At 38.3% G+C, this 21037-nt stretch carries 20 protein-coding genes; 11 read left to right on the top strand and 9 right to left on the bottom strand.

Translation table 11 applies throughout. From position 1 onward, the window contains the following. Window positions 1-355, top strand: a 355-nt coding sequence (locus FOF46_RS26365) for an ATP-binding protein (RefSeq protein ID WP_167571955.1), incomplete at its 5' end; no start/stop codon positions are given. 42 nt (window positions 356-397) lie between these two features. Continuing rightward, on the top strand, window positions 398-1210 hold the full coding sequence (locus FOF46_RS26370) for a class I SAM-dependent methyltransferase (protein ID WP_143918531.1): 813 nt from the start codon (window positions 398-400) through the stop codon (window positions 1208-1210). 176 nt (window positions 1211-1386) lie between these two features. Here the strand turns inward: FOF46_RS26370 and FOF46_RS26375 are convergent, their stop codons facing one another. After that, the gene (locus FOF46_RS26375; RefSeq protein ID WP_143918532.1) at window positions 1387-1926 is read right to left on the bottom strand and encodes a hypothetical protein; all 540 of its coding nucleotides are present in this window, start codon (window positions 1924-1926) and stop codon (window positions 1387-1389) included. A 13-nt stretch (window positions 1927-1939) separates the two neighbouring features. Then, window positions 1940-4660, bottom strand: coding sequence for a MobF family relaxase (mobF, locus tag FOF46_RS26380; RefSeq protein WP_143918533.1), 2721 nt, complete (start codon window positions 4658-4660; stop codon window positions 1940-1942). 364 nt (window positions 4661-5024) lie between these two features. On the opposite strand from mobF, the gene FOF46_RS26385 reads away from it, so the two are divergent. The 5 genes from FOF46_RS26385 to FOF46_RS26405 all read left to right on the top strand — a co-directional run bounded on the left by FOF46_RS26385 (window position 5025) and on the right by FOF46_RS26405 (window position 8060). Further along, window positions 5025-5540, top strand: coding sequence for a hypothetical protein (locus FOF46_RS26385; protein WP_143918534.1), 516 nt, complete (start codon window positions 5025-5027; stop codon window positions 5538-5540). A 274-nt stretch (window positions 5541-5814) separates the two neighbouring features. After that, window positions 5815-6468, top strand: a complete 654-nt coding sequence (locus tag FOF46_RS26390; RefSeq protein ID WP_143918535.1) for a hypothetical protein — start codon at window positions 5815-5817, stop codon at window positions 6466-6468. A gap of 21 nt (window positions 6469-6489) precedes the next feature. Beyond that, window positions 6490-6864: a hypothetical protein gene (locus FOF46_RS26395; RefSeq protein WP_143918536.1), complete on the top strand. Its 375-nt coding sequence runs from the start codon at window positions 6490-6492 to the stop codon at window positions 6862-6864. After that, window positions 6854-7576, top strand: coding sequence for a hypothetical protein (locus FOF46_RS26400; RefSeq protein ID WP_143918537.1), 723 nt, complete (start codon window positions 6854-6856; stop codon window positions 7574-7576). Before FOF46_RS26395 ends, FOF46_RS26400 begins: the two co-directional genes overlap by 11 nt. A 10-nt stretch (window positions 7577-7586) precedes the next feature. Beyond that, window positions 7587-8060: a DUF2270 domain-containing protein gene (locus FOF46_RS26405; protein WP_143918538.1), complete on the top strand. Its 474-nt coding sequence runs from the start codon at window positions 7587-7589 to the stop codon at window positions 8058-8060. Window positions 8061-8105: 45 nt separating this feature from the next. Here FOF46_RS26405 and FOF46_RS26410 read toward each other — a convergent pair whose 3' ends face one another. Further along, window positions 8106-8486, bottom strand: coding sequence for a type II toxin-antitoxin system VapC family toxin (locus tag FOF46_RS26410; RefSeq protein WP_143918539.1), 381 nt, complete (start codon window positions 8484-8486; stop codon window positions 8106-8108). Beyond that, the gene (locus tag FOF46_RS26415; RefSeq protein WP_143918540.1) at window positions 8483-8728 is read right to left on the bottom strand and encodes a type II toxin-antitoxin system Phd/YefM family antitoxin; all 246 of its coding nucleotides are present in this window, start codon (window positions 8726-8728) and stop codon (window positions 8483-8485) included. Before FOF46_RS26415 ends, FOF46_RS26410 begins: the two co-directional genes overlap by 4 nt. A gap of 124 nt (window positions 8729-8852) precedes the next feature. On the opposite strand from FOF46_RS26415, the gene FOF46_RS26420 reads away from it, so the two are divergent. Then, window positions 8853-9932 (top strand): hypothetical protein, encoded by a 1080-nt coding sequence (locus FOF46_RS26420; protein ID WP_143918541.1) that lies wholly within the window; start codon window positions 8853-8855, stop codon window positions 9930-9932. A gap of 289 nt (window positions 9933-10221) precedes the next feature. Here FOF46_RS26420 and FOF46_RS26425 read toward each other — a convergent pair whose 3' ends face one another. Continuing rightward, window positions 10222-10533, bottom strand: a complete 312-nt coding sequence (locus FOF46_RS26425; protein WP_167571957.1) for a helix-turn-helix domain-containing protein — start codon at window positions 10531-10533, stop codon at window positions 10222-10224. Then, on the bottom strand, window positions 10533-10859 hold the full coding sequence (locus tag FOF46_RS26430; protein ID WP_143918542.1) for a type II toxin-antitoxin system RelE/ParE family toxin: 327 nt from the start codon (window positions 10857-10859) through the stop codon (window positions 10533-10535). Before FOF46_RS26430 ends, FOF46_RS26425 begins: the two co-directional genes overlap by 1 nt. Window positions 10860-10949: 90 nt before the next feature. Between FOF46_RS26430 and FOF46_RS26435 the strand changes: the two genes are divergently transcribed. Beyond that, window positions 10950-11735, top strand: a complete 786-nt coding sequence (locus FOF46_RS26435; protein WP_143918543.1) for a hypothetical protein — start codon at window positions 10950-10952, stop codon at window positions 11733-11735. A gap of 63 nt (window positions 11736-11798) precedes the next feature. Here FOF46_RS26435 and FOF46_RS26440 read toward each other — a convergent pair whose 3' ends face one another. The 3 genes from FOF46_RS26440 to FOF46_RS26450 form a co-directional block, all read right to left on the bottom strand. Then, a complete protein-coding gene (locus FOF46_RS26440; protein ID WP_143918544.1) occupies window positions 11799-13676 on the bottom strand; it encodes an AAA family ATPase in 1878 nt (625 codons plus the stop codon). A gap of 9 nt (window positions 13677-13685) precedes the next feature. Beyond that, on the bottom strand, window positions 13686-13901 hold the full coding sequence (locus FOF46_RS26445; protein WP_143918545.1) for a hypothetical protein: 216 nt from the start codon (window positions 13899-13901) through the stop codon (window positions 13686-13688). Between the two features lie 152 nt (window positions 13902-14053). Then, window positions 14054-14278, bottom strand: coding sequence for a helix-turn-helix transcriptional regulator (locus FOF46_RS26450; RefSeq protein WP_143918546.1), 225 nt, complete (start codon window positions 14276-14278; stop codon window positions 14054-14056). Between the two features lie 170 nt (window positions 14279-14448). Between FOF46_RS26450 and FOF46_RS26455 the strand changes: the two genes are divergently transcribed. Then, the gene (locus FOF46_RS26455; RefSeq protein ID WP_143918547.1) at window positions 14449-15447 is read left to right on the top strand and encodes a hypothetical protein; all 999 of its coding nucleotides are present in this window, start codon (window positions 14449-14451) and stop codon (window positions 15445-15447) included. Continuing rightward, window positions 15422-20986 (top strand): Ig-like domain-containing protein, encoded by a 5565-nt coding sequence (locus tag FOF46_RS26460; RefSeq protein ID WP_143918548.1) that lies wholly within the window; start codon window positions 15422-15424, stop codon window positions 20984-20986. Before FOF46_RS26455 ends, FOF46_RS26460 begins: the two co-directional genes overlap by 26 nt. The last annotated feature ends 51 nt before the right edge of the window (window positions 20987-21037 follow it).

Here is a 21037-nt window from a genome sequence, read left to right on the forward strand (position 1 = left end):
ATATAGAGTGAAGTATTATAATATCAATAAACTCTTTGCTAAACTAAAACTAGCAAAAGCAGACGGTTCTTACCTTAAAGAAGTCGATCGAATAGAAAAACAAGATTTACTCATCTTAGACGACTTTGGCCTACAAGAACTTGATAACAATAAAAGACAAGCATTTATGGAAATTATAGAAGATAGACACGGAAAAAAATCAACCATTATAGCTTCGCAACTCCCAATAATAAGCTGGCATCAGATTATCGGAGAACAAACCATAGCAGATGCAATTTTAGATCGATTGGTACACTCTGCTCACAGAGTTGAGCTTAAAGGAGAATCGATGAGAAGAAAAAGAAAAAAATCGTAGTTTTAACACTGAAATAAACACGCTTTTGGGAACTGTTTTGCTATGCTCTATTTAAACAGGAATACCCGGGTCAATTTCATAGGAATCTCCAATCAACACGCCAATGACAACCGACCTTATCTAACGCAAGGCAGAGGTGGCAAAGAAGCCGATTTTGCGTATGAGTCTATTTCAGAGTTCGAGAAGGCAAAAACGTATTATTTTGGTACAGGTAAAAAGACCTCAACCAATAAGTCGCAAGAAGGCAACGACTATTACGCGACACCTGAACCGTTAGGCTTTAAAATGGTTGAATGGCTCAATCTCGAAGGCGGTGATTGTGCATTAGAGCCAAGCGCAGGACATGGAGCTATTGCCCGTTTCTTCCCTGAGAATACGGATAATACCTTTATTGAACCAAGCTACACGCTTTCGTCCAAACTGGCTATCAATGTACATGGCGAAGTGAAGGTTGAAGATTTTGAATCCCATCATATCGTTAATAAATATGACGGTATCGCTATGAATCCGCCTTTTGGTTCCAATGGCAAGCTTGCTATGGAACATATCGAAAAAGCCGTTAAGCATCTATCTCATAAAGACGGTGCGAGAGTGATAGCAATAGTGCCTAATGGTGCAGCTATGCAAAAGCGACTCGATAAATACCTGCTGGAAGAAAGCAGTGTGAGTATGACCCACGAAATCATATTACCATCCGTCGTATTTGAACGGGCAGGAACACGCATCACTACCAAAATCATCATATTGCAGGAGCACGCATATATGCCTTCTCGCAATGTCATTGATCTATCTCATATTGATGACATTAATGTGTTTTTCGATGAAATTGAAACCTTAACCATTGATGCAGATTAGAGGAGTATAAAACAATAATAACTCCATAAATAATAGTAATTGAAGGTGAGGGGGCTTGCTTGGTTCTCTCACCTCAACTATGATACAATCAAGGTGTTTACTCCACCTTGACGATGGTGCTGGAGCAATCTGGCACGGTTCGGCGAATGGCACTTGTCCATTCGCCGAACCTTTTTTCATCGAGAGTGACCGTTACCGGATTGGTTTTTATTCTTGAACGCATTTTGACGCATCTCCTCAATTTCTTGCTCTATGTCTTTGTCTTTATACTTCACATTAATTTCTGTCACGATAGCGACTTTGGTGTTCTCCTTAGATGCTTCTTTTGTTTGAAGAGAACTTTTTTCATAGACAGAAATTGCGGCTACTTTGCGATTATCCAGATGTCGATAGAGTTCATCCAAATCTTCCCCATAAATCGTGACTGTCGCATTGTTATAAAACAGGATAATGCCAGCATCGCGATCATAATGCTTATCACGAAGATGCATGTAATCCATCGATTTAGTGGTATCCCCGCCATTGAGATGAATCTTGATCGAATGCGGATATTTAAACTCACCTTTACCCAGTTTAAAACAGGATTGTTCAACCATAGTAGAACGGTCAAACACCTTATTCTCAGGTTCTTTTTTTTCGTCCTGTTTGATAGGAATGACGTTCAAGCCACGCTCCCTGTCAATTCTATCCGTGAATTTTTTTGGTAATCGTTCCATATTTATATTTGTATTATCGTGATAAGCCTAACTCTTTATCAGGTGGTGATTGTCTTCGTTTATAATCTTCCATATAAGCTTTCACCTGCTTGATATATTCGGTTGCCTGACTAATAGATTGATTCCAAAAACCATTCCGTTTTTCGATTAACTCACTCGCGGCCAGTCGTTCACTCGTTTTTCGAGCTTGTTCCAGTAATTCCTCTTTATCATTGGTGTAAACCTCAACCTTGTTTCGTCCACGACTGGCTGACACATAGAATTGCTGCAAGTTGGTTGCCTGACCAAAGGAATGTTCTGATACAGCGATAAAAACATTATCAACGGTTTGACCTTGAGAGCTATGTGAAGTGGTCACAATACCGTGATCGATATTACCAAACTCTTTACTTAATATTTTGCCACTTGCGAGTATGAAATCACCATCGTCGGTGAGGGCTTTTATTGGTTCACGGTCATTGGTTTTGAATATCGTCTCAATACCATTAACAATACTTGCACCTCCTTTCGTAATGCGGATTGTATCATTTATCGCAAAGCCTTCTTTTTTTTCTTCATACAAATGGAAACGTGAACCGTCCTTGACCGCCAGTTTATTCTTATTGCCATCTCGATCCGTAACCAATAAATGGTCATCGTCTTTGCCAATAATCTTCAAGCGCTCACCTTTAGTATGACCTCGTACATTTTGGGTGAGCTGAATACCTTGCCCAATATCATAATAACGTGTGTCTTTACGTTCTGCTTCCGAGCGCCTAACCGCTTTATGAATAGTGGTTTCTACATCTTCATTTCCAATCAATCCTTTATCTCTTAATGCCTGTCTTACCTCAGCAGTCACTAAATCTTTTTCTTTATGAGTCGGGGAAACGACAAGCGCAGTCTGTCCGCTTTCAAGGGAGGTAACATAATTCTTTGCAAGCATCTTATAGCGTTCATCATCATCTATTTCCTTAATCGCGCCAATCTTATCCAGTTGCTTAAACCCAAGATCAACCTGACCTTTACTTAACCAGCCCACAGCTTTGCGGTAAGCTAACGGTTTTTGTCTGCGGATTTCATCCAGTATAATCGGTTTGATCTTGGCTATATCTGTCAAAATTCGTTGTGCATCACCTCTGGCAACTGAGGCATGTTGCTTGGTATCACCTGCCAGAATCACCCGATAATTATATTTCTCAGCACCGCGGAATACTTTAGCCATAAGCTGTGTACCTACCATTGCCGATTCATCCATCAATACGACTTGATTTGCAAATTGCTTTTGAAGTGCATCACTATGGGCAAATTTTGAAACCGTAGCCGTATGTTTGATACCATCTTTTTTGAGGTTATCGGTAGCAGAATGAGTGGGTGCAATACCGATTACATTTATATTTTCACGCTCTACATTTTTAGCAATATTCTGGAACACGGTTGATTTACCTACACCTGCTTTTCCATCCAGAATCTCAACTGCATTTTTAGAACCTAATATCGTTAGAACTGCTGCACGTTGTCCTTTGTTAAAGTAATCTGGTATTTCCGGTTGTAAGTCTGTTAGGCGAGTATGCTTGTTTTTACCTTCTTTAGCATAGCGGATCATATATTCTTCTTCGCGAAGAATATCCTTGGTAGTTGCCTTCATCTCCCCATATTTATCGCGACCAGTCATAACACCAAGCGGTCTATAGGCTTCCATCAGTTCCTTAACCGTAACCCTACCCAGTCCGTGATTAATCGCAGTGCGGAGCAGGCGCTTTTCATTGATGGTCGATTTAGTTTCCAGTTCGTGCTCAATGGCAAAAGTCAGCGCCTCGATTGCGGACATGGGTGGTGGATCGCTATCATCGTTGCGCAGATCATCCAAATCTTTGCGGTCAGATGTGGTTATACGTCCATCCCAATTCGCTGCGACCACTTCAGGTGGTTTTTGCTTTTCCTTGGACTCACGAATTTTTGCACCAATTTCGCTTTTCGTTTTGGCATCGGTAATACCTTTCTTTTTAGCGTGGGTTTCTATCTGCTTGGTACGCTCAGAAAATCGATCAATCAAATCACGAGAAAGGGCAGCCAATTCCGCACGCCCATTCTCGATATTTATGGTAAATCCTTTATCCGTCAAGCCTTTAGCCATATGATTATGAAAAATGGATTCATAGTAAGGGGCATCTTTCTTGAGCTGACCAAACTGCCCCGCCTGAAAACGATCTTTCTTGTCGAACCATGTAGTATTGAATACATAAACGTGCTGATGCAGATGAGGGGAGGGAATGCCATTTACAGGACGGCTTTTATCATGGGTAAAAGAAGCCCAAATCATATTACCTGTATTCACATCTCGCGTGGCTTTAGCCCAATGATCGCGAGTCTGCATATCCCTTTCTATCTCCTTCATCGTATCATTGACTGCCGTTAACCACACATCCTTAATATCGGCCTTAACCGATGCATCCTTACTGAACTCCATTGCCAGTGATACGGACTTGGTAGCATTGAATGTAAAGTCATAGCCTACACGTCGCCTTTCTGAAAACCGGGGGTTGAGCTTTTCACCCGTTACCGGATTCTGGTTATAGGCAAGTGCTTTGAATTGATCGAACGTAACCTCACCCGAAAGACCAATTCGTTCGGCTGCTTTACCTCCCCATAATCCGGGGGGATTATCTCCGAAGAAATAATCCCCTTTGGTCAGGCTTTCCCTGAAATACTTAATGGCCGCCCCCGCGTTTTTACTCGGTGTGATTCGTAGCATAGTTCCCCGTGTTTTACCCCTGCCTGTCCAAAAGAGGCTGCGCCGCTAAAAAGGAATCTCCGATGGATCAGACATCTCCCCTAAGCAAAGCTTGAGGGTTATAGAAAACATCACAAAACACGTGCCAGTTGTACAGATGTAATCGGGTAACATTTTGAAAATGAGGTTCAAAACACACGAATAAATCGTTGAAATAGATAGGGAAACACACTGTAAAAAAACTGTCATATTTCTGTTGAACTTGGTTCAATCGACCTTGGTTTTTTGTCAAGAAAATTATCTACAAAAATGGTTGAGTAATCGGAACATTTTTCTTGTTCTAGGTGTAATCGGTTGATACGGTTTGCTCTTAAACTTTCGACCTATGAATAATCGATTTACACATTGTGTGTCCGTAAATGAAGCGACTTCGCTTCTATGCTTGTATCTGTCATCTGAAGCAGATGATAATGACAAACGAGCGCTAAATGATGAGTACGATACTTTTCTGGCTTTTGCTGGTGAAGAGGATTGGCAAGAAGAAGATCATAGCGATCCGGTTGATCTAATCGAACAAGATGCTGAAGAAATCAGTGCATTTTTTGTTAGTATGGATGATCTGGACGATGAACCTACTTGCCTTAACCTGTACAGAACTCCAGACGATGATAGTCTGGATTGGCTCGATGAGGTATGTGGTGAGGATGGTGAGCTGGATGAAGAGGCAACCTATAGTAACCCTGATAACATCGCTTTTTTAGCAATGGTTAAGGAACACAAAGAGAACTATGGTAAGTCAGATTCAGAGTTACCGGATGATGATGACCTTGGCGACTATCCTCCAGGTATGACCAGATGTGATCTGATTCACGTTGGCGAAATCGAGCCGGATGAAGATTGAGTCTAAAGGGGAAGCAATTCCCCTTTATTAAAAAGCCTACCCATTACCGGGTATTTTTACAGCTAAACCATTGTTTATCAAATTTTTTACTTATATTTAAGACTCTTAATGTAACCCACATATCGTTTAAAATATAATTACCCCGTTTTCAAACAACAAGTTTGTAAGCGGTTTTTTTATTGCACATTTCTGAAAATGTAAGGGAACGACTATGACTCCATAATGCTCAGAGAAAAAGCTTAAAGTAATAATTAACCTTTTAAATCATAACATTATGTCAAACGTTTTTCTTGCACAGATTAAGTCTGATGACTTCGACAAAAAAGATGACAAAATTGCGGTTGTTATCAAAGAGTTTACACTTCTAAAAAATGCTGATTGGTTCTTACATAGGTATAGTGAACCATATATTATCTCAATGGCTATTGATCAAGGGGGTGCTAATAACCCAGCCATTGATTTCAATATTCTACCATTTCCTAATGTGAAAAAGGGAGATATCATACAATTTGATGGTCATGGTCATCTTGTATATGGGCCAAAGAATCCAGGCGAATTTTTAGCATATTCAGTCTTATTTATGGAAAGCGACAAGGATATAAGGGATTTAGGTCAATTAATCGAGGATATAATTAAAAGCGATGCAGCGAGCATTGGAGTAAATGCCCTTCTAAGCGCTGTAACAACTTATGCTACAGCAATCAATGTATTAACACAATTAACCAGTCTACTTTCAAAAAAAATGCAGGAAAACAAGGATGATGAACTGTTTAGACGAAATGGTACTTTACTAAGAGATGTCGATCCTCCATTTGACATTCTCCGAACTTATAAAGGGAGAAATGACTACATCGAATCTAAGGTGAGTATAATTCCATTACTACAGTCCAACGGTCTTGGTCCTTCATCAAAAATGATTAAGCTCTAGAGTACAAAATGTATAAGTTAAATGGCAGAACTGAAGTACATAGAAAAGATAGTTAAATGGTTAAAAGCACTATTTAAATGGTCATTGATATTTACTATTTTCTGTATCGTGTTAGGAGGAGGTATTTTGTTATATGGCCTTTTGATTGGATACAATTTTGATGAACCATATGCCGATGTGATATTAAACTTTGGCGGTACTCTAATCGGAGGTATTGGCTCTTTTCCTTTAGTAAAAATGAGACACAGGCTTAAGAGGATAGATATGTTCCTATATTTTAAAAGTGTACTAGAACAAGCTATGGTTAACAACATTCAAAATGACGAAACACTTCGGATCAAGGAACTTGTTTGGAAAGCTATTGAAGAAATGTCAACAAAAACATATGAAGACTAAAGAAGATAAATACGAAAAATACATTAAACAAATTAAGAACGAAGACCGGTTCTCACGACGTTGGTTTATCATTTTTGCCATCTTAATAGTTAGCCTATCAGCATTTTTTGCTATAAAATCAAGTAATGCAATAGAGAAAAAAAATGAAACAATTACGGAGCAAACCACAGAAATTAAAACAAGAGAAGATTTGTTACTGGTTAAAGATAGTGTCTTTAAGGTTTTAAAAGGCGATGTTGAAACAATTAAAGAGAAAGTTGACACTACTAAATTGGATAGTACAGCACTTAAGGCCTTCAAAAATGTGTATGAAAATTTGATTACATACTCGGATAATTCAACGACTGTTGTTCGATATTACAAACGAAAAAAAGATGATCCTAAAATTGAAAAAACTATTCAAAGGATGAACTTTTATCTAAATGAACGCCCTGTTGAAGATGATGATGGTGAAATAAAAGTAAATTCGATCTGGTATGGAGATTCTGTTGATATTAATAAAGTAAGAGCACTAGCAACAGAGCTAATTAAAACGAACAACGATTTCAAATTCATAAAAAATTTCAAACTCGGCAGGGGCTACGAATGGAAGGTGAAAGCTATTGAAATTGGTTATGAAGAGAATTTGGATGATCTACCGACTATAACAAATGAAAATGATATAGAGAAATGGATTGGTTTTAATAACGAAGCTTTATTAGAATTTAACTAAAATTGCTTAAATGATGAATGATGATAAGCTTCGCTTAGACTTGATTGAAAAGGAATACTTCCATCTTCAGACTGAAATTGAAAAATTTGACGATAAATCATTAACGATTAAAACTTGGAGTGTTTCGCTTGTCACTGCAATAGTTGGATCTGATATATTAGCAGAAAATACAAATCATTACCTTATATTATTCGCTTCATTTGCCAGTATAATGTTCTGGATAATAGAGGCATCCTGGAAGGCGTTTCAATCTGCATACTATTGCAGAATTAAAGTGATTGAAAAATTTATGAGGGAGAAAGATTTTAAAATTGAACCATTGCAAATTGCAACCTCTTGGAGTAAGTCGCATAAAAAAATAAATTTCAAGAAGTTTATGAGCATAATGTTTTGGAGACAAGTGATGATTCCTCATGGAATGATGTCAATTATACTATTGATTCTATATCTAATAATTTCCATAATTAACATTATGTATTTTTAGTCAACTCATTGATATATAAGGGTAAATATTCCCTATTTAACGAATTCATGCTTTAATGGTATTGATGAGATCGTACTTCAGAATCTGCGTATCTCTGGTGACAAATGTGACATCTTCTACATGCGCTTGTGCTATTTGTATTCTATCAAACGGATCAGTATGAATCTCAGGTAACTCTAATAAAGCATTTGCGTGAGAATAATTGATATCTAACGGTATAAATCGATTGGATTCGACGTATGATAATATGTTCTCTGGTGCTTCCAATTTATTATTTGCCATCTTGATATTAATTTCCCAAGCGACTGCTGTGCTGACATAAATAGTGTTACTGTTGTCTTCAATCGCTTGAAATGCTGCTTTAGATAGATGTTCTGGCTTTTGAACCCACCACAAGAACACATGGGTATCTATCAAATAGATCATGGGTGCTTACCTTCAAAGGCTTCAAGTATATCCTCTGACAAATCATCAAAATCATCTGCAATATGGATTTGTCCTCGCAGTTGCCCTCCTACCCGTTTCTTGATCGGTTGCTCCTCAATCAACGGTATTAGCTTCACCAAAGGATGATTACGTTTACCAATTACTACCTTTTCTCCTGCCAGTACCATATCAACGATTTGAGAAAGGTTATCTCTTGCTTCTCCAATGTTAAAGGTTTTCATCTTTCTGCTCCATCTTGGCTAACTTGTACAAGTATAGCACGTAATTACAAATTATTCAATAACATCTTGGCACGTAGTTTGTTATAAAAAGAACATGCAAGAGAGAAGGGACATATCAAACTTAATGAAAAATTTATCTCAAAAACAAAATGTGTCTAAGGAACATGATTTCAACAAAGGGTTTAAAGATGCTTACTTACATGAAATAAAAACATCGCTTAATGATAGGATCATCGACGATTTAGAAGAGGAAAGAGCTATGATGCTTGAAGAACCTTTCTACCCTAAGAATGAATATTATAACATTGATCAAGGTTCTCCGAGTCATCAGGAAGGTGCTCAAAGTGCCATTCAACTTGTTAAGGAGAGAATGAATTTGCAGAGAAGTGTTCGAGATGCACATATTAAAAACGAAATACAAAAAGCACTCGTTATAAAACCTGAACCTATTATGCAAGGTATGATTCGGAAGGAACTCCAAATCGAATCTGATTTTAGAACCGGATTTGTGCATGGTTATAATACACAAAAGAGCTTTCCTGATTTAGCTGTTCTTGAAAAGGATTATTACAGTAAAAATATTGGTGACGAGGCATACCAAGATGGATACATTAAAGGTAGTGAGTTCCTTCTTAAAGAAGTTGACAAGAATATCCATACCACACAAAAAGATTCCTATCGAGACATGGATCTGAAAGAAATAAATGATGAAACTACACTTTCTAAAAAATCAATTTCTGCGCGTGAGCATCTTACCAAAGAACTAAAATTGTCTGACTATATGAAGGGATACGTAAGTGGTCATGCAAGGGGTATGATGGAATATCGTGCGCACAAAAGACTCGCGCACTACAACATTTATGAATCGAATTCTCGTGGATTGCCTAATTCATATGAAGAAGGCTACAAAGATGGGGCTACTTTTCTAAGAAAGGAAGAGGAATATTATTATGAGAAAGAAAGAGAAGTTTTGTGGGCTAGAGTACCACCAATGGATATAACAGATCTAATGGATATGCTGGATAAAAACATGGGTAAAGAGCCTAAAAATCAAAAAATGGCTACACCCGACCAATCTATAGAATCCAAAAAGGCAGTAAATCTAGACAAGTTCAAACAAGCTATAAATAAATATAGCCCTGTTCAACGATCAGTAGATAATCAGCTTAAAGAAAAAGATCACGATAAAGGGATGGATATATAGCCCCCTACTCACTTTACATTACACAACAGAACCTTGCAGAAATCTTGACATCATAATAATGATATAGTACGTATTATTCTATAGTGTAAGGGTAACCACTAGGATTTAAAGCAATTTATGTCCGAACTAGAGTATGCTTGCGTACTCTGCCCTCGGTTCGTAACACCTAGCATACTTGTGTGCTAAACAACGAGGGAGGAAGCATAAGCTTCCTCCTTTTTGCATTCAAAGCAATTTTCCAGAAGAGCCATTTAACAAGAAGTTGGGGCTTTTACAATGTTTTTATATGCTAGTAGTAATCCCTGTTCGCTTCAATAACCGCATTTGGATTATAGGCAATAGTATTTAGTAACACACGCGCAGAACTCTCAGGTGTGCGTTCTCCCTGTTCCCATTTTCTAAGTGTGCTTACACTAAAACCAAAGGTTTTCGCAAATATGCCTTGTGACATCTTCAACTGCTCGCGAATCGCTTTAACATCGACATTATCAGGCACATTGACTTGATGTACTATCATCCCTTTTGATGGTTTACCTGTTTGTACATAATCTACCATTTCATTTGCAGATTTCTCTAAGCTTTCAAATAGTGTTTTATCCATTATTTTGCTCCTTTAATTGCTGTGGCAAATTGATGTAGTGTTGCTTTCTGTGTCGCACTCAGATTATCCTGTGTTCCTTTTGCATATACAATCGCTATTAATACAATCTCCTTCACCTCATGGTAGAAGTAAATCACGCGAACTCCTCCACTTTTACCTTTGTCTTGTCTAGCAAAACGTAGTTTACGAAATCCGCCAGTGCCAGAGATTACATCACCCATACAAGGCGAAGCAGCTAGCAAATTTATTAATGCATGTCGCTCATCATCCGAAAGTAGTTTTGAGGCTTGTTTCTGAAATTCACTCGTTTCTACAATCGTTTTCATTACCTAACTATACCCCATTGGGTTACACATGGCAAGGTTTAATACGTGAGCACTCATCCTGTTTGGCACGTAGTTTGTTGATTATCAATTATGAGTGAAAGAAAAGATATATTAGATTTTAGAGATTTAGAGCAGAAAAAAGAACGCATTAAAGGATCTATTCAATTCAATACCGATTTTGAAAAAGGGTACTTGGAACATATGAAATATTATCAATCCATGAGTTCTTTAGAAAAAACTGAAGACATACATTATCTTGGGGAGGCATTAAATTCTAGCAATCGTTCTAGTAAAAACAAGAATAGCCTTGGTTATGTCGAAGGTGAGCATGCTTTTCGTAGGAAAATGGCTGATTTAGAAGATAAAACAATAGAAAGGGTTAGTAAAACGGTTTGGAAAGGTTATTCATCTAAAAATATAGACTCAGAAGACCGAGGTGCACTCATCTCATTTTCTGAGAGAAAAAAAAAACTTGAAGATAATCACGAGTACCAAATTGGCTTTGAGCATGGATATGAGACTCAGGCGAAATACCCAAAATTAGCATTAGAGGAATCGGAATATTACATCAGTTTAAAAGATAAGACCTCTTACCAAAAAGCTTTCATTAAAGGCAATGACTACTATGTAGCAAAAAATGTAGATAAGAACTACACTATATCCGAAACATCTCTAAATAAAGTGCCATATGATCGTATGCGGTTAGGAGAGAAGAAATTAGATAGAAATGCAAGAAAGTATGTTAATCGTGAGTATGATAAATTGTTGACTGAACGTAAGGAGAAAAATAGAAGCTCTAGAATAGAACAGTATACACCTATAGAGCGCCCTTCAGACAAACAAGAAAAAGACCAAGATAAAGGGATGGATATATAGTCCCCTACTCACTTTCCAGAACACTCCTTATGTTGCAAACTATTTAATTTGAAATTTATAGCGCTACTTTAATGTTTCAAATAGTTTAATCCATTGTTTCTCTATTTCGTCTGGTACATCGCCATCAAACCGCTGCTTGATTTTTTTGCTAATTTCAACCTTCCAACCTAATTCCAAAGTAATACCAGCATTCTCAGCAAATTCTTCTAATTGGGGTATTATAGGTTTCTCAGAATCAAAATCTTCAACTTCAATATCATCATCTGGTCTGAATATTCTGTCAAAAGAATCAACCATACGATCTATAGGGAATAAATCTTCAATCTCAGAACCTTCTTTACCAGTAAAAGTATCTGTTTCGATTACTTTATTTTTTTCTTTTGAATAAAAACCACTATTTAAGCTTTTCTGAAATTGTTTACCAGTCTGGTCTGAATCGAGTAACGTATAAGGTAGCTCACCTTTGGTGCCTTGAATAATTGAAACCACTGGTTTGACACCTTTAGCCCCTCCTACTGGAATAAAAACCATTTCTTTCTTAGGCTGAAACTCCCCTTTAGAAATAAGGTGGTTCTTTATCATTGTAAGATAAAATTGGTCCGAAACTCCTTCCACTATTACAATATCACATCCAACTAATAAACTATGAGCTGCTGTGATGCCTATGGCAGCATTTACAGGTTGTATTGCTTTTCTTTCTTTGTCTGCTTTTCCTAAATCATTAGATGATTGAGTAAGCCCATTCTCTGAGTATACGGCCTTTACCTTATCTAAATTGTTATGATCAACAAGAAATGGCAGATGAGTTGTGTAAAGTAGTTGATTCTTATTTGATAACTGGTTGAAAAATAATATTAAATCACTTTGAGCATTAGGATGTAAACTTAGACCAGGTTCATCAAGCAATAAAATGCAGTTTTTATGATTATCTTCACTCTCTGCAAGAAATACTAAAAAGAAACTAAAAAACCATTGAAGTCCCTTACTCCTCGATTCAAGCTCTATTTTTTCCGGTCTTTCTGAGTCACTAACAAAAATTCTAAAATAATTGCCATCTGCATTGAAACTAAAAATATAATTTCCTTGGTTCCACCATTCTCGAAATTCCTTAGTTAGCTTTGTTGCAGCAGAATCTAATTTTGCATATCTCTCTTGTTTTTTTCGAGACTCTTCCTTGATTTTTTCAGGAGTTTTTTGTGCAGGGTTATTATTTGGGTAATTCTCGCTACCGAGTTCCATTATTTCATCAGGATCAAGTTTTAAATGGCTAAACAAAATCTTGAGGGTTCTAGCCTTCATCCTTTCTTTGTCTGTTAATTCTGTTATTCGATTCAAATTATCCTTCACATGGGGTAGATACAAATCTGAATCCAGATTACCATACTCCGAATAGTATACGAACTTAGGTATGTGCTGACAAATTTTCTTAAAGACTTCATTAGTTACGTCACTATCTATATCCGGTGACATTTGTTCGCCATTCTCATTTGCTAGATGAATATAAAAGTTACCATTATAATCCTTTTTAATTAACAAATAATTCGTAATACCGTACTTCTCAGGTTCTCTTTTTGCGTCCTCCTCACCCTCACTATTTTCAGTAGAAGCAGTGTCATCCTCCGTTGCAATTGTCCTTTCAGAATAGTAGTTCTCAAAAGTCTCCACTTCTGAAGCACTAATGTTAAAAAGAACCTCTATAAAAGGCTCATCTAGCCGTTCACTTTTTTCTCCATTAATTTCAGAGAACTCGTCTCTTGGATAATCATGTAGCAAATCTATTTTGGTTGCGTTGTCAGCAGGATTGAATCTCCAAAGAGGTAATAAAAGATTAGTTTTACCAGATTCGTTAACTCCTACGAAACATGCCCATTGATCGATATCAATCCAATCCGTACCTTTTATCGATCGGAACTTATGGACTTTGTACTTTATTAATTGCATATTAAACTTCTATAAATTTTCTAATTCGATTTCTTCAACTGCTATTTCAAAAATTCTTGATAGGTATCTTTTTAACTCATTATTATCATGAAAAAAAGTGCCAACATCTATCATGTTAGTAACGTTGTTTTCATTTTCATCAATTAAAGTATCAATTTGGAATAACTCTGCCGCACCAGCTTTTCTAGGAGTGTCAAAATCTTTTCCTACTTGGAATAATGCCATAGGTTCTTTTTATTAGTGTTAAACTCAATGATGGGAAATAATCCCTTTAAAAAGTGGGGTACTCAAATATAAAAGAAATTTTCGAACCTTCTATTACGAAAAACTACATTACCATAACATCAACGATTGTCATAATTTATGTTATGATGTTGTTATTCACATTCTGCAATGATGTCTGACAGCTTTATATCCAGACTATCAGCAAGCTTTTTACAAAGGGATAATGTGGGGGTTTGTTTGCCTCTTTCAATCAGGCTGATAGTGGTGCGGTGTACAACTGCCTTCTCTCCCAGACGCTCATAGGACAATCCTTGTCGTTTACGCTCCTCTGACAAGCGCTTCACCACTTCTGTTACAAATAATTCCTGTTGCGTCATATACCATTACATAGACCCATTGACACATGCAGGTAATGAGAATATATTCTCATAAACCGAACGATTTAGGAAAAAAGCGATTTAGTTCAGACAATCATCTGCACGAAAAATCCTTTTTACTTTTATTGACAAGATTTTATGAAAAGCGTAATTCTTATTGAAAGGAATCTATGGTGAGGCGGTGTATGAAGATTTTATTTTTGGTGATGTGTGTATTGATAGTAAATGGCTTACCTGTAGCTATTAGCGTCTTAGCTTTTTTCGACAGACCTGCTAAAAACCCCGATGTTGTGTGCTTTGAGGAAGAAGTGTTAGTACAAGTAGGTGAACGAAGTTTTTTAGTTCCAAAAGGCAAAGGATTTCGCAGGAAAGAATATATTAAGATTAATGATGGTCATAATTATAACCGTTGTCGCTATAAATGGGAGAAAATTATTCCTGTTAAAGACATTAGATTTACCAATCATAATGAGTATACTGATGAACGAAAAGATATGATTCAGTACAGATATGACACTCAAAGACAAAACCGCAAAGATAAGAAGAGTGAAGCATCTAATTCATCTGAACGTTTTGTAATGCCACAAATGGCTTTTCAAGTTCGTTGGCTTGATCAACCGTATGAAGAACCATATGAAAAAGGAACTTTAGAAGAAATGTTGCAGCACTATATTCAGCCGAATGTGAGAGGATATCATAGACAATTAAAAAAACTTGAAACACCACCTATTACCGAATTAGATAAAAAATTACGTAAAGGTATTATCAAACGACTAAATGATCCTCAAATGGTTGCCGTTATGGATAGATGGCAAGACGAAAATTTCAGTCTAGAATCATTACCCAAGAAACAAGGATTCTTTGAGTTGGAAAATGTACCTAGAATAAACAATAGATATTTTGGTTATTTGCCCACTATGAAATTGCCAGTACAACTAGCTTGTAGCGATACATCAGGCATTTGCGGTTGCTCTGTGATGTTAACGCCGCGACTTAGATTTAACAGCGCTCCTTCTGCCACCCACCCTGGTCGTACAAAATACTACAGAGATCTGAATGTCTATGTAGAAGAATGCGAAATGGGTATTAAAGATGCAATGCTAATGGAACATAGAGCACAACAACTTATGAATGAACTAAAAAATGAAGGAGATAATAATGGTGTTTGATCCAATTATAAAAGTAATCGATGCAACCACAGCAGATCAGTTAAGAAATATGGTCAGAGATGAAATTGATGATCATCCTACTGTAGATGATCTACATCACAGGGATTACCTATCAATTTATGAAACGCTGCTACGTCATATCTCGGTTAATCCAACTACCCCAAATGTAGTAGATCTACAACGTATTCCAAATCCTGACGGAACGTATGATCTTGAGTATACAAGAACATGGCTGTTTATTAAACAGGTTGTGAATATTAACAATTCTGAAGCGCAAATAGCAAGCACCGCTGTAAGGGATTATACTCACAGTACTTATGAAACGTTCTTTGGAAAAGAGTATAACGACGAGTATTCAACTAATCCCAATACGAATAAAAACACTTGGGTACAAGCTATTTCCAATGCCATCGCAGATGGCGTTTTTAGAGGGATGTTAGGTGGTCAAAACCTTAATGACCCCAAAAACTATGAAAATGAAATTCCCAAAATTTTTGATGGTACAACAGCCATATTGTCCTCACTCAAGGAAATAGTAAACAATGATGCTGTAGCTGCCGCTACAGGTTTTTATAAAAATCCTACTATTCCAGAGAATGATCAAAACAATCATGCAGAGTTTGGTGTATGGGCTGGAAATCCTTTCTTTATTGGTGCTGGAGAGGCTGATGCATTTAAATCGCATCTTCTGCATGATGGTAATCATGAACAAAATCTAAATGATACTGATCTTGGTGATACTTATGATTTATTCGCAGCCCTAAAGGCTATCATTGAGGTTACAGGAGAGGCAGGTCTTGTCGATGCTTTTAACCTCTTTTTTACAAATGTAGGTGATGCCAAAGCATTACCAGTTATTGAAGGGGTTATTCAAAATACAATTGCCTTTCTTTACAATGCTTACGGATTAGATATTATCTCTACTGGAGCCGAAGTTTTGTTCGATGATTTCTACATAAAAGTTATAGAAACTATTGCTAGTAATACAACATTGGATGACCAGATCATTCGTTTTTCCGACCAAATTATCATGGGTACGGTACTTGACACAGGGGATTACCTCAGTTCAACAGCGACTTCAGAAATTGTTCATGCTGGAAGGGGTAACGATACCATAATTGCAAGTGAAGGCAACGATTTAATTGACGGAGGAGCGGGTTTTGATATTGTTGACTATCGAGTGAATGATGACCGAATAAAAGCACAAATAAAAACCTCTCAATCTGAAGCAACGAAAAGCGCAACGATAATTAAAATCGAGGATTTCGCGCAGCAATTAGTAGATGCTCTACTTGGTAATGATAGTCTGAATGTGGATAATTTATATCATACTGAGAAAATTATTGGCTCTGGAAAGGATGATGAATTTGAAGTTTATAGTGCCTCAGATGGAATGATTCTAGAAGGTGCATATGGTAATGATACATATAAATTCTTTGGAAATTTTGGGAACAATGTTATCATCGAAGACAATGGTGGAGTGTTGTTGATTGATGGTGAAACACCACTTCCCACTTCTGATGGTACAATGGTTCAAATAATTTCTGATGATGTTTTGCGAAGTTTTGAAGGGAGAATTGTAATTGATTATGTGCAGCCTGATGGCACGACCGTAATTAGGCCTCATCTTGTTTTAACAGAACTTGATTCTGCTGGAAACAAGATGACAAATAGCATCACCATTCTAGATTGGCTAGATAATCATCTTAATTGGAACTTTGTATTAACTCCATACAACACGGTTACGGGAAACAATGGGAGCAATATATTATGGGGCGCTCCTCATCATGATTTGATTGTTGGAAAAGGTGGATTTGATTGGCTTAATGGTATCGATGGAAATGATATTTTAATTGGCGGACTTGGAGCTGACTATCTAAGAGGTGGAAATGACAATGATATATTCGTTTACGAAAAACATGCCGATAGTACGTTTGGCAACCCATTCAACACAGATCAGCAAATTCTCATGGCTGACACCATTTTAGATTTTACGATTGGTGAAGATAAAATTGATGTAACGGGTCTTGGGTTCTCGGGACTGACCACTTTGGGTAATGGTGGAACCTATGATTTAGAATATGAAGTGCTTGATGCAAATAATATAATGCTTACCAATAACCATTACGAATTCCAATTGGGAGTAGTTAGCAGTAATATCTTGTCTACTTCCGATTTTATTGGTCTGGCAACTGAGGCTCAGGAGTTGGCAGGTGATCATAATGACAATGAATTAACCGGCAGTGACTTTGCTGATACTATCAATGGAAATGGTGGTGATGATATAATTGAATTACGTGGCGGTGATGATTTTGCTCATGGTGGTACTGGAACAGATAGAGTAGTATATGCGTCAAGCTCTTCAAACTATACGCTTAATAATGTAAGTTCTCAGACCATTATATTGACGGATAATGTTGGAACAGACGGATCTGACTTATTAACGGGTTTTGAAGTTTTACAATTCTCTGACCAGACATTGTATTGGGATGGTAGTTCTTGGAGTAACATTGTTCCAAATGGTGCTCCAAGAGCATTAAATGAAAGTGTTTTGACAAATTATGAAGATGCAGTAACGATTGACGTATTGTTCAACGACTCGGATGCAGAAGATGAAAGTTTTGGCAGAGCTAATCTTTCGATTGACACCAATCCATCTAATGGTTCGGTCAATATCAATAATAGCGGCACGATCACCTATAGACCGGATACGGGATTTAGTGGCTCGGATAGTTTTGTTTACACATTGATGGATAATAGTGGCGCAACCGATACAGCGACAGTGTTCATTACTGTAGGCGCAGCACCCGCTAATGATGCGCCGGATGCGGTCAATGATACGGTAACGGTGGCCTATGAAACCGCTACAATACTGAGTGTGCTTGCTAACGATACGGATGATGAGACGTTGGATGGCAGCAATATCACGATTGATGCTGATCCAGCAAGTGGTGTGGTTGTAGTCAATACCGATGGCACGATTACTTACACACCGAATGCGACTTATGATGGTGTCGATAGTTTTGATTATACCATTACCGATGCGGCTGGAAATGTGGATACGGCTACTGTGAGCATCACCGTCAATCCCGAGCCTTCCAACTACGCCCCAACGGCTGATGCAGATACAGCGACCGTGTTAATGGGTGATACGGTAGATATTGATGTGCTAGCCAATGATACAGATGTCGAAGATACGTCTTTTGCCGGTAGTAATCTATCCATAGACACAGCTCCGGAGCATGGCTCGGTGTCGATTCAGAGTAATGGTGTGATTACATTTACACCAAATCAGAGTTATGTGGGTGCTGATAGCTTTACCTATACCCTCACCGATAGCGGTGGAGAAAGCAGCACAGCAATCGTCAATGTGTCTGTGCTTGCGGATATTGACCCGAATGCTACAGCCACTCATACAGGCGATGCAAATGATAACTACATCAAATCAGCCAGTGCCAATGATACATTACTGGGGCTAGATGGTAACGATACTTTATACGGTGTTGCAGGAGATGATCAGCTTGTGGGCGGTCTGGGTGATGATACATTATGGGGCTATAGTGGTAATGATACCTATATCTGGGCCTCAGGTGATGGCAATGATTTAGTCCAAGAATCCAATGTATCTGGAAGTGGTACAGATATATTACATTTCACGGGAGGTATTGTGCTAAGCGATCTGGAAATTTATGGCTATACGAGCCATGATCTCAAGATCAAATACATCCCAACCAGCGAAATCCTTACCTTACAAAACCAGCTATATAGTGACACAGATTACAGTGTGGAAACGCTTACTTTCGATGATGGTTCGAGCTATAATTTGATACAAGGCATGAAGGTGCAGGGTAGCGCAAGCAATGAGGCACTGTACGGTACGGTCTATGACGATACGATGCGAGGTGGTCAGGGAGATGATATCATTGATGGTGAGACAGGCAATGATACATTATACGGAGATATAGGCAATGATACGCTATATGGTGGCGTAGGCGATGATAGCTACGTGTGGCGTGTTGGAGATGGTGATGATCTGCTGATTGAGAATAATAGCGGTGGAACGGATACATTATTATTAACAGGTGGTATTACGCTCAATGATGTTAAGGTGTATGGATATACAAGCCATGACATGCGTGTAGAATATATCCCAACAGGTGAAACCCTTACCCTGCAAAACTTGCATTATAGTGACGCGGATTACCGTATTGAGAGTATTACATTCGATGATGGTACAAGCTATAATCTTGATCAGGCGGCGCTTTGGTTGGGTGGTGTAGGTAGTCAAAATCTACAAGGCAGCGTGTATAATGATACCATGCGTGGCGGTAAGGATAATGATACTGTTAATGGAGGAGCTGGTGACGATACACTCTACGGTGATCTCGGTGACGATGTGGTGTATGGCGGCGCAGGCGATGACACCTATATCTGGGAAGCTGGTCGAGGCAATGATATATTAGTCGAAAGCAATTCAGGCGGAACGGATACGCTATATCTAAAGGGTGGTATCACATTTAGCGATCTGCATATATACGGCTATACTAGCCACGATTTGCGCATTGAATATATTCCAACAGGCGAAACCCTTACCTTACAAAACCTGCATTATAGCGACACAGATTATCATATTGAAACATTGAGATTTGATGATGGTGCTACGTATGATTTGCAAACAGGTGTCCAGTGGTTAGGTGGTGTTGGCAACCAGCATCTTCAGGGTAGCATCTATGATGACCTGATGAATGGCGGTAAAGATGATGATACACTCAGTGGCGACGCGGGAGATGATACTTTATCAGGTGATTTAGGAGATGATTATCTCAAAGGCTCGTCCGGCAATGACACCTACTTGTGGAAGGCTGGAGATGGTAACGACATCTTTACAGAAGCTAGCAATAGTGGCAGCACCAATGATGTAGTATTTTTGACCGGAGGTATAACGCTCGCCGACCTAGATATGTATGGCACAACGAGCCATGATGTAAAAATTGTGCACACCCCCACAGGCGAAACGATTACATTACAAAATCATCTCTATAGCGATGTGGATTATCACTTTGAGTTCATCCGGTTCCAAGATGGCACGACCTACAACCTTGAACAAGGTTATGAAATCCGTGGTGATACAGGTAATGATAACCTCGATGGCGGTGCATATGACGACACGATGCTAGGAAACACAGGCAACGACACGTTAGAAGGCCTTGCTGGCAATGATGTGTTTGACGGCGGTGTTGGTATAGATAGGCTCTATGGTGGAATAGGCGATGATACTTACTTATGGGCATCAGGCGATGGGAATGACTGGATCTACGAACAAAACTATACAGGCAGCGGTTCAGACACACTCCACCTAACAGGCGGCATTGTAGCAGCAGATGTGACTTTCACTCAAACCGGCAATGACTTGCTGGTGAACTACACACCCACAGGCGAATCCATCCGCATCGACAACCAATATCTCTCCGATCCAGACTACAAAGTAGAAACCCTCCTCTTCGACAATGGAACTACCATGGATTTATTGGGAGTGTAAACTTTATATCAGATGCAAAAAAGCTATTGGGAAGGGGCTATTGCCACCCCT

Origin of the sequence: Aquimarina algiphila (genome assembly GCF_007489275.1) — a bacterium.
Taxonomy (GTDB): domain Bacteria; phylum Bacteroidota; class Bacteroidia; order Flavobacteriales; family Flavobacteriaceae; genus Aquimarina; species Aquimarina algiphila.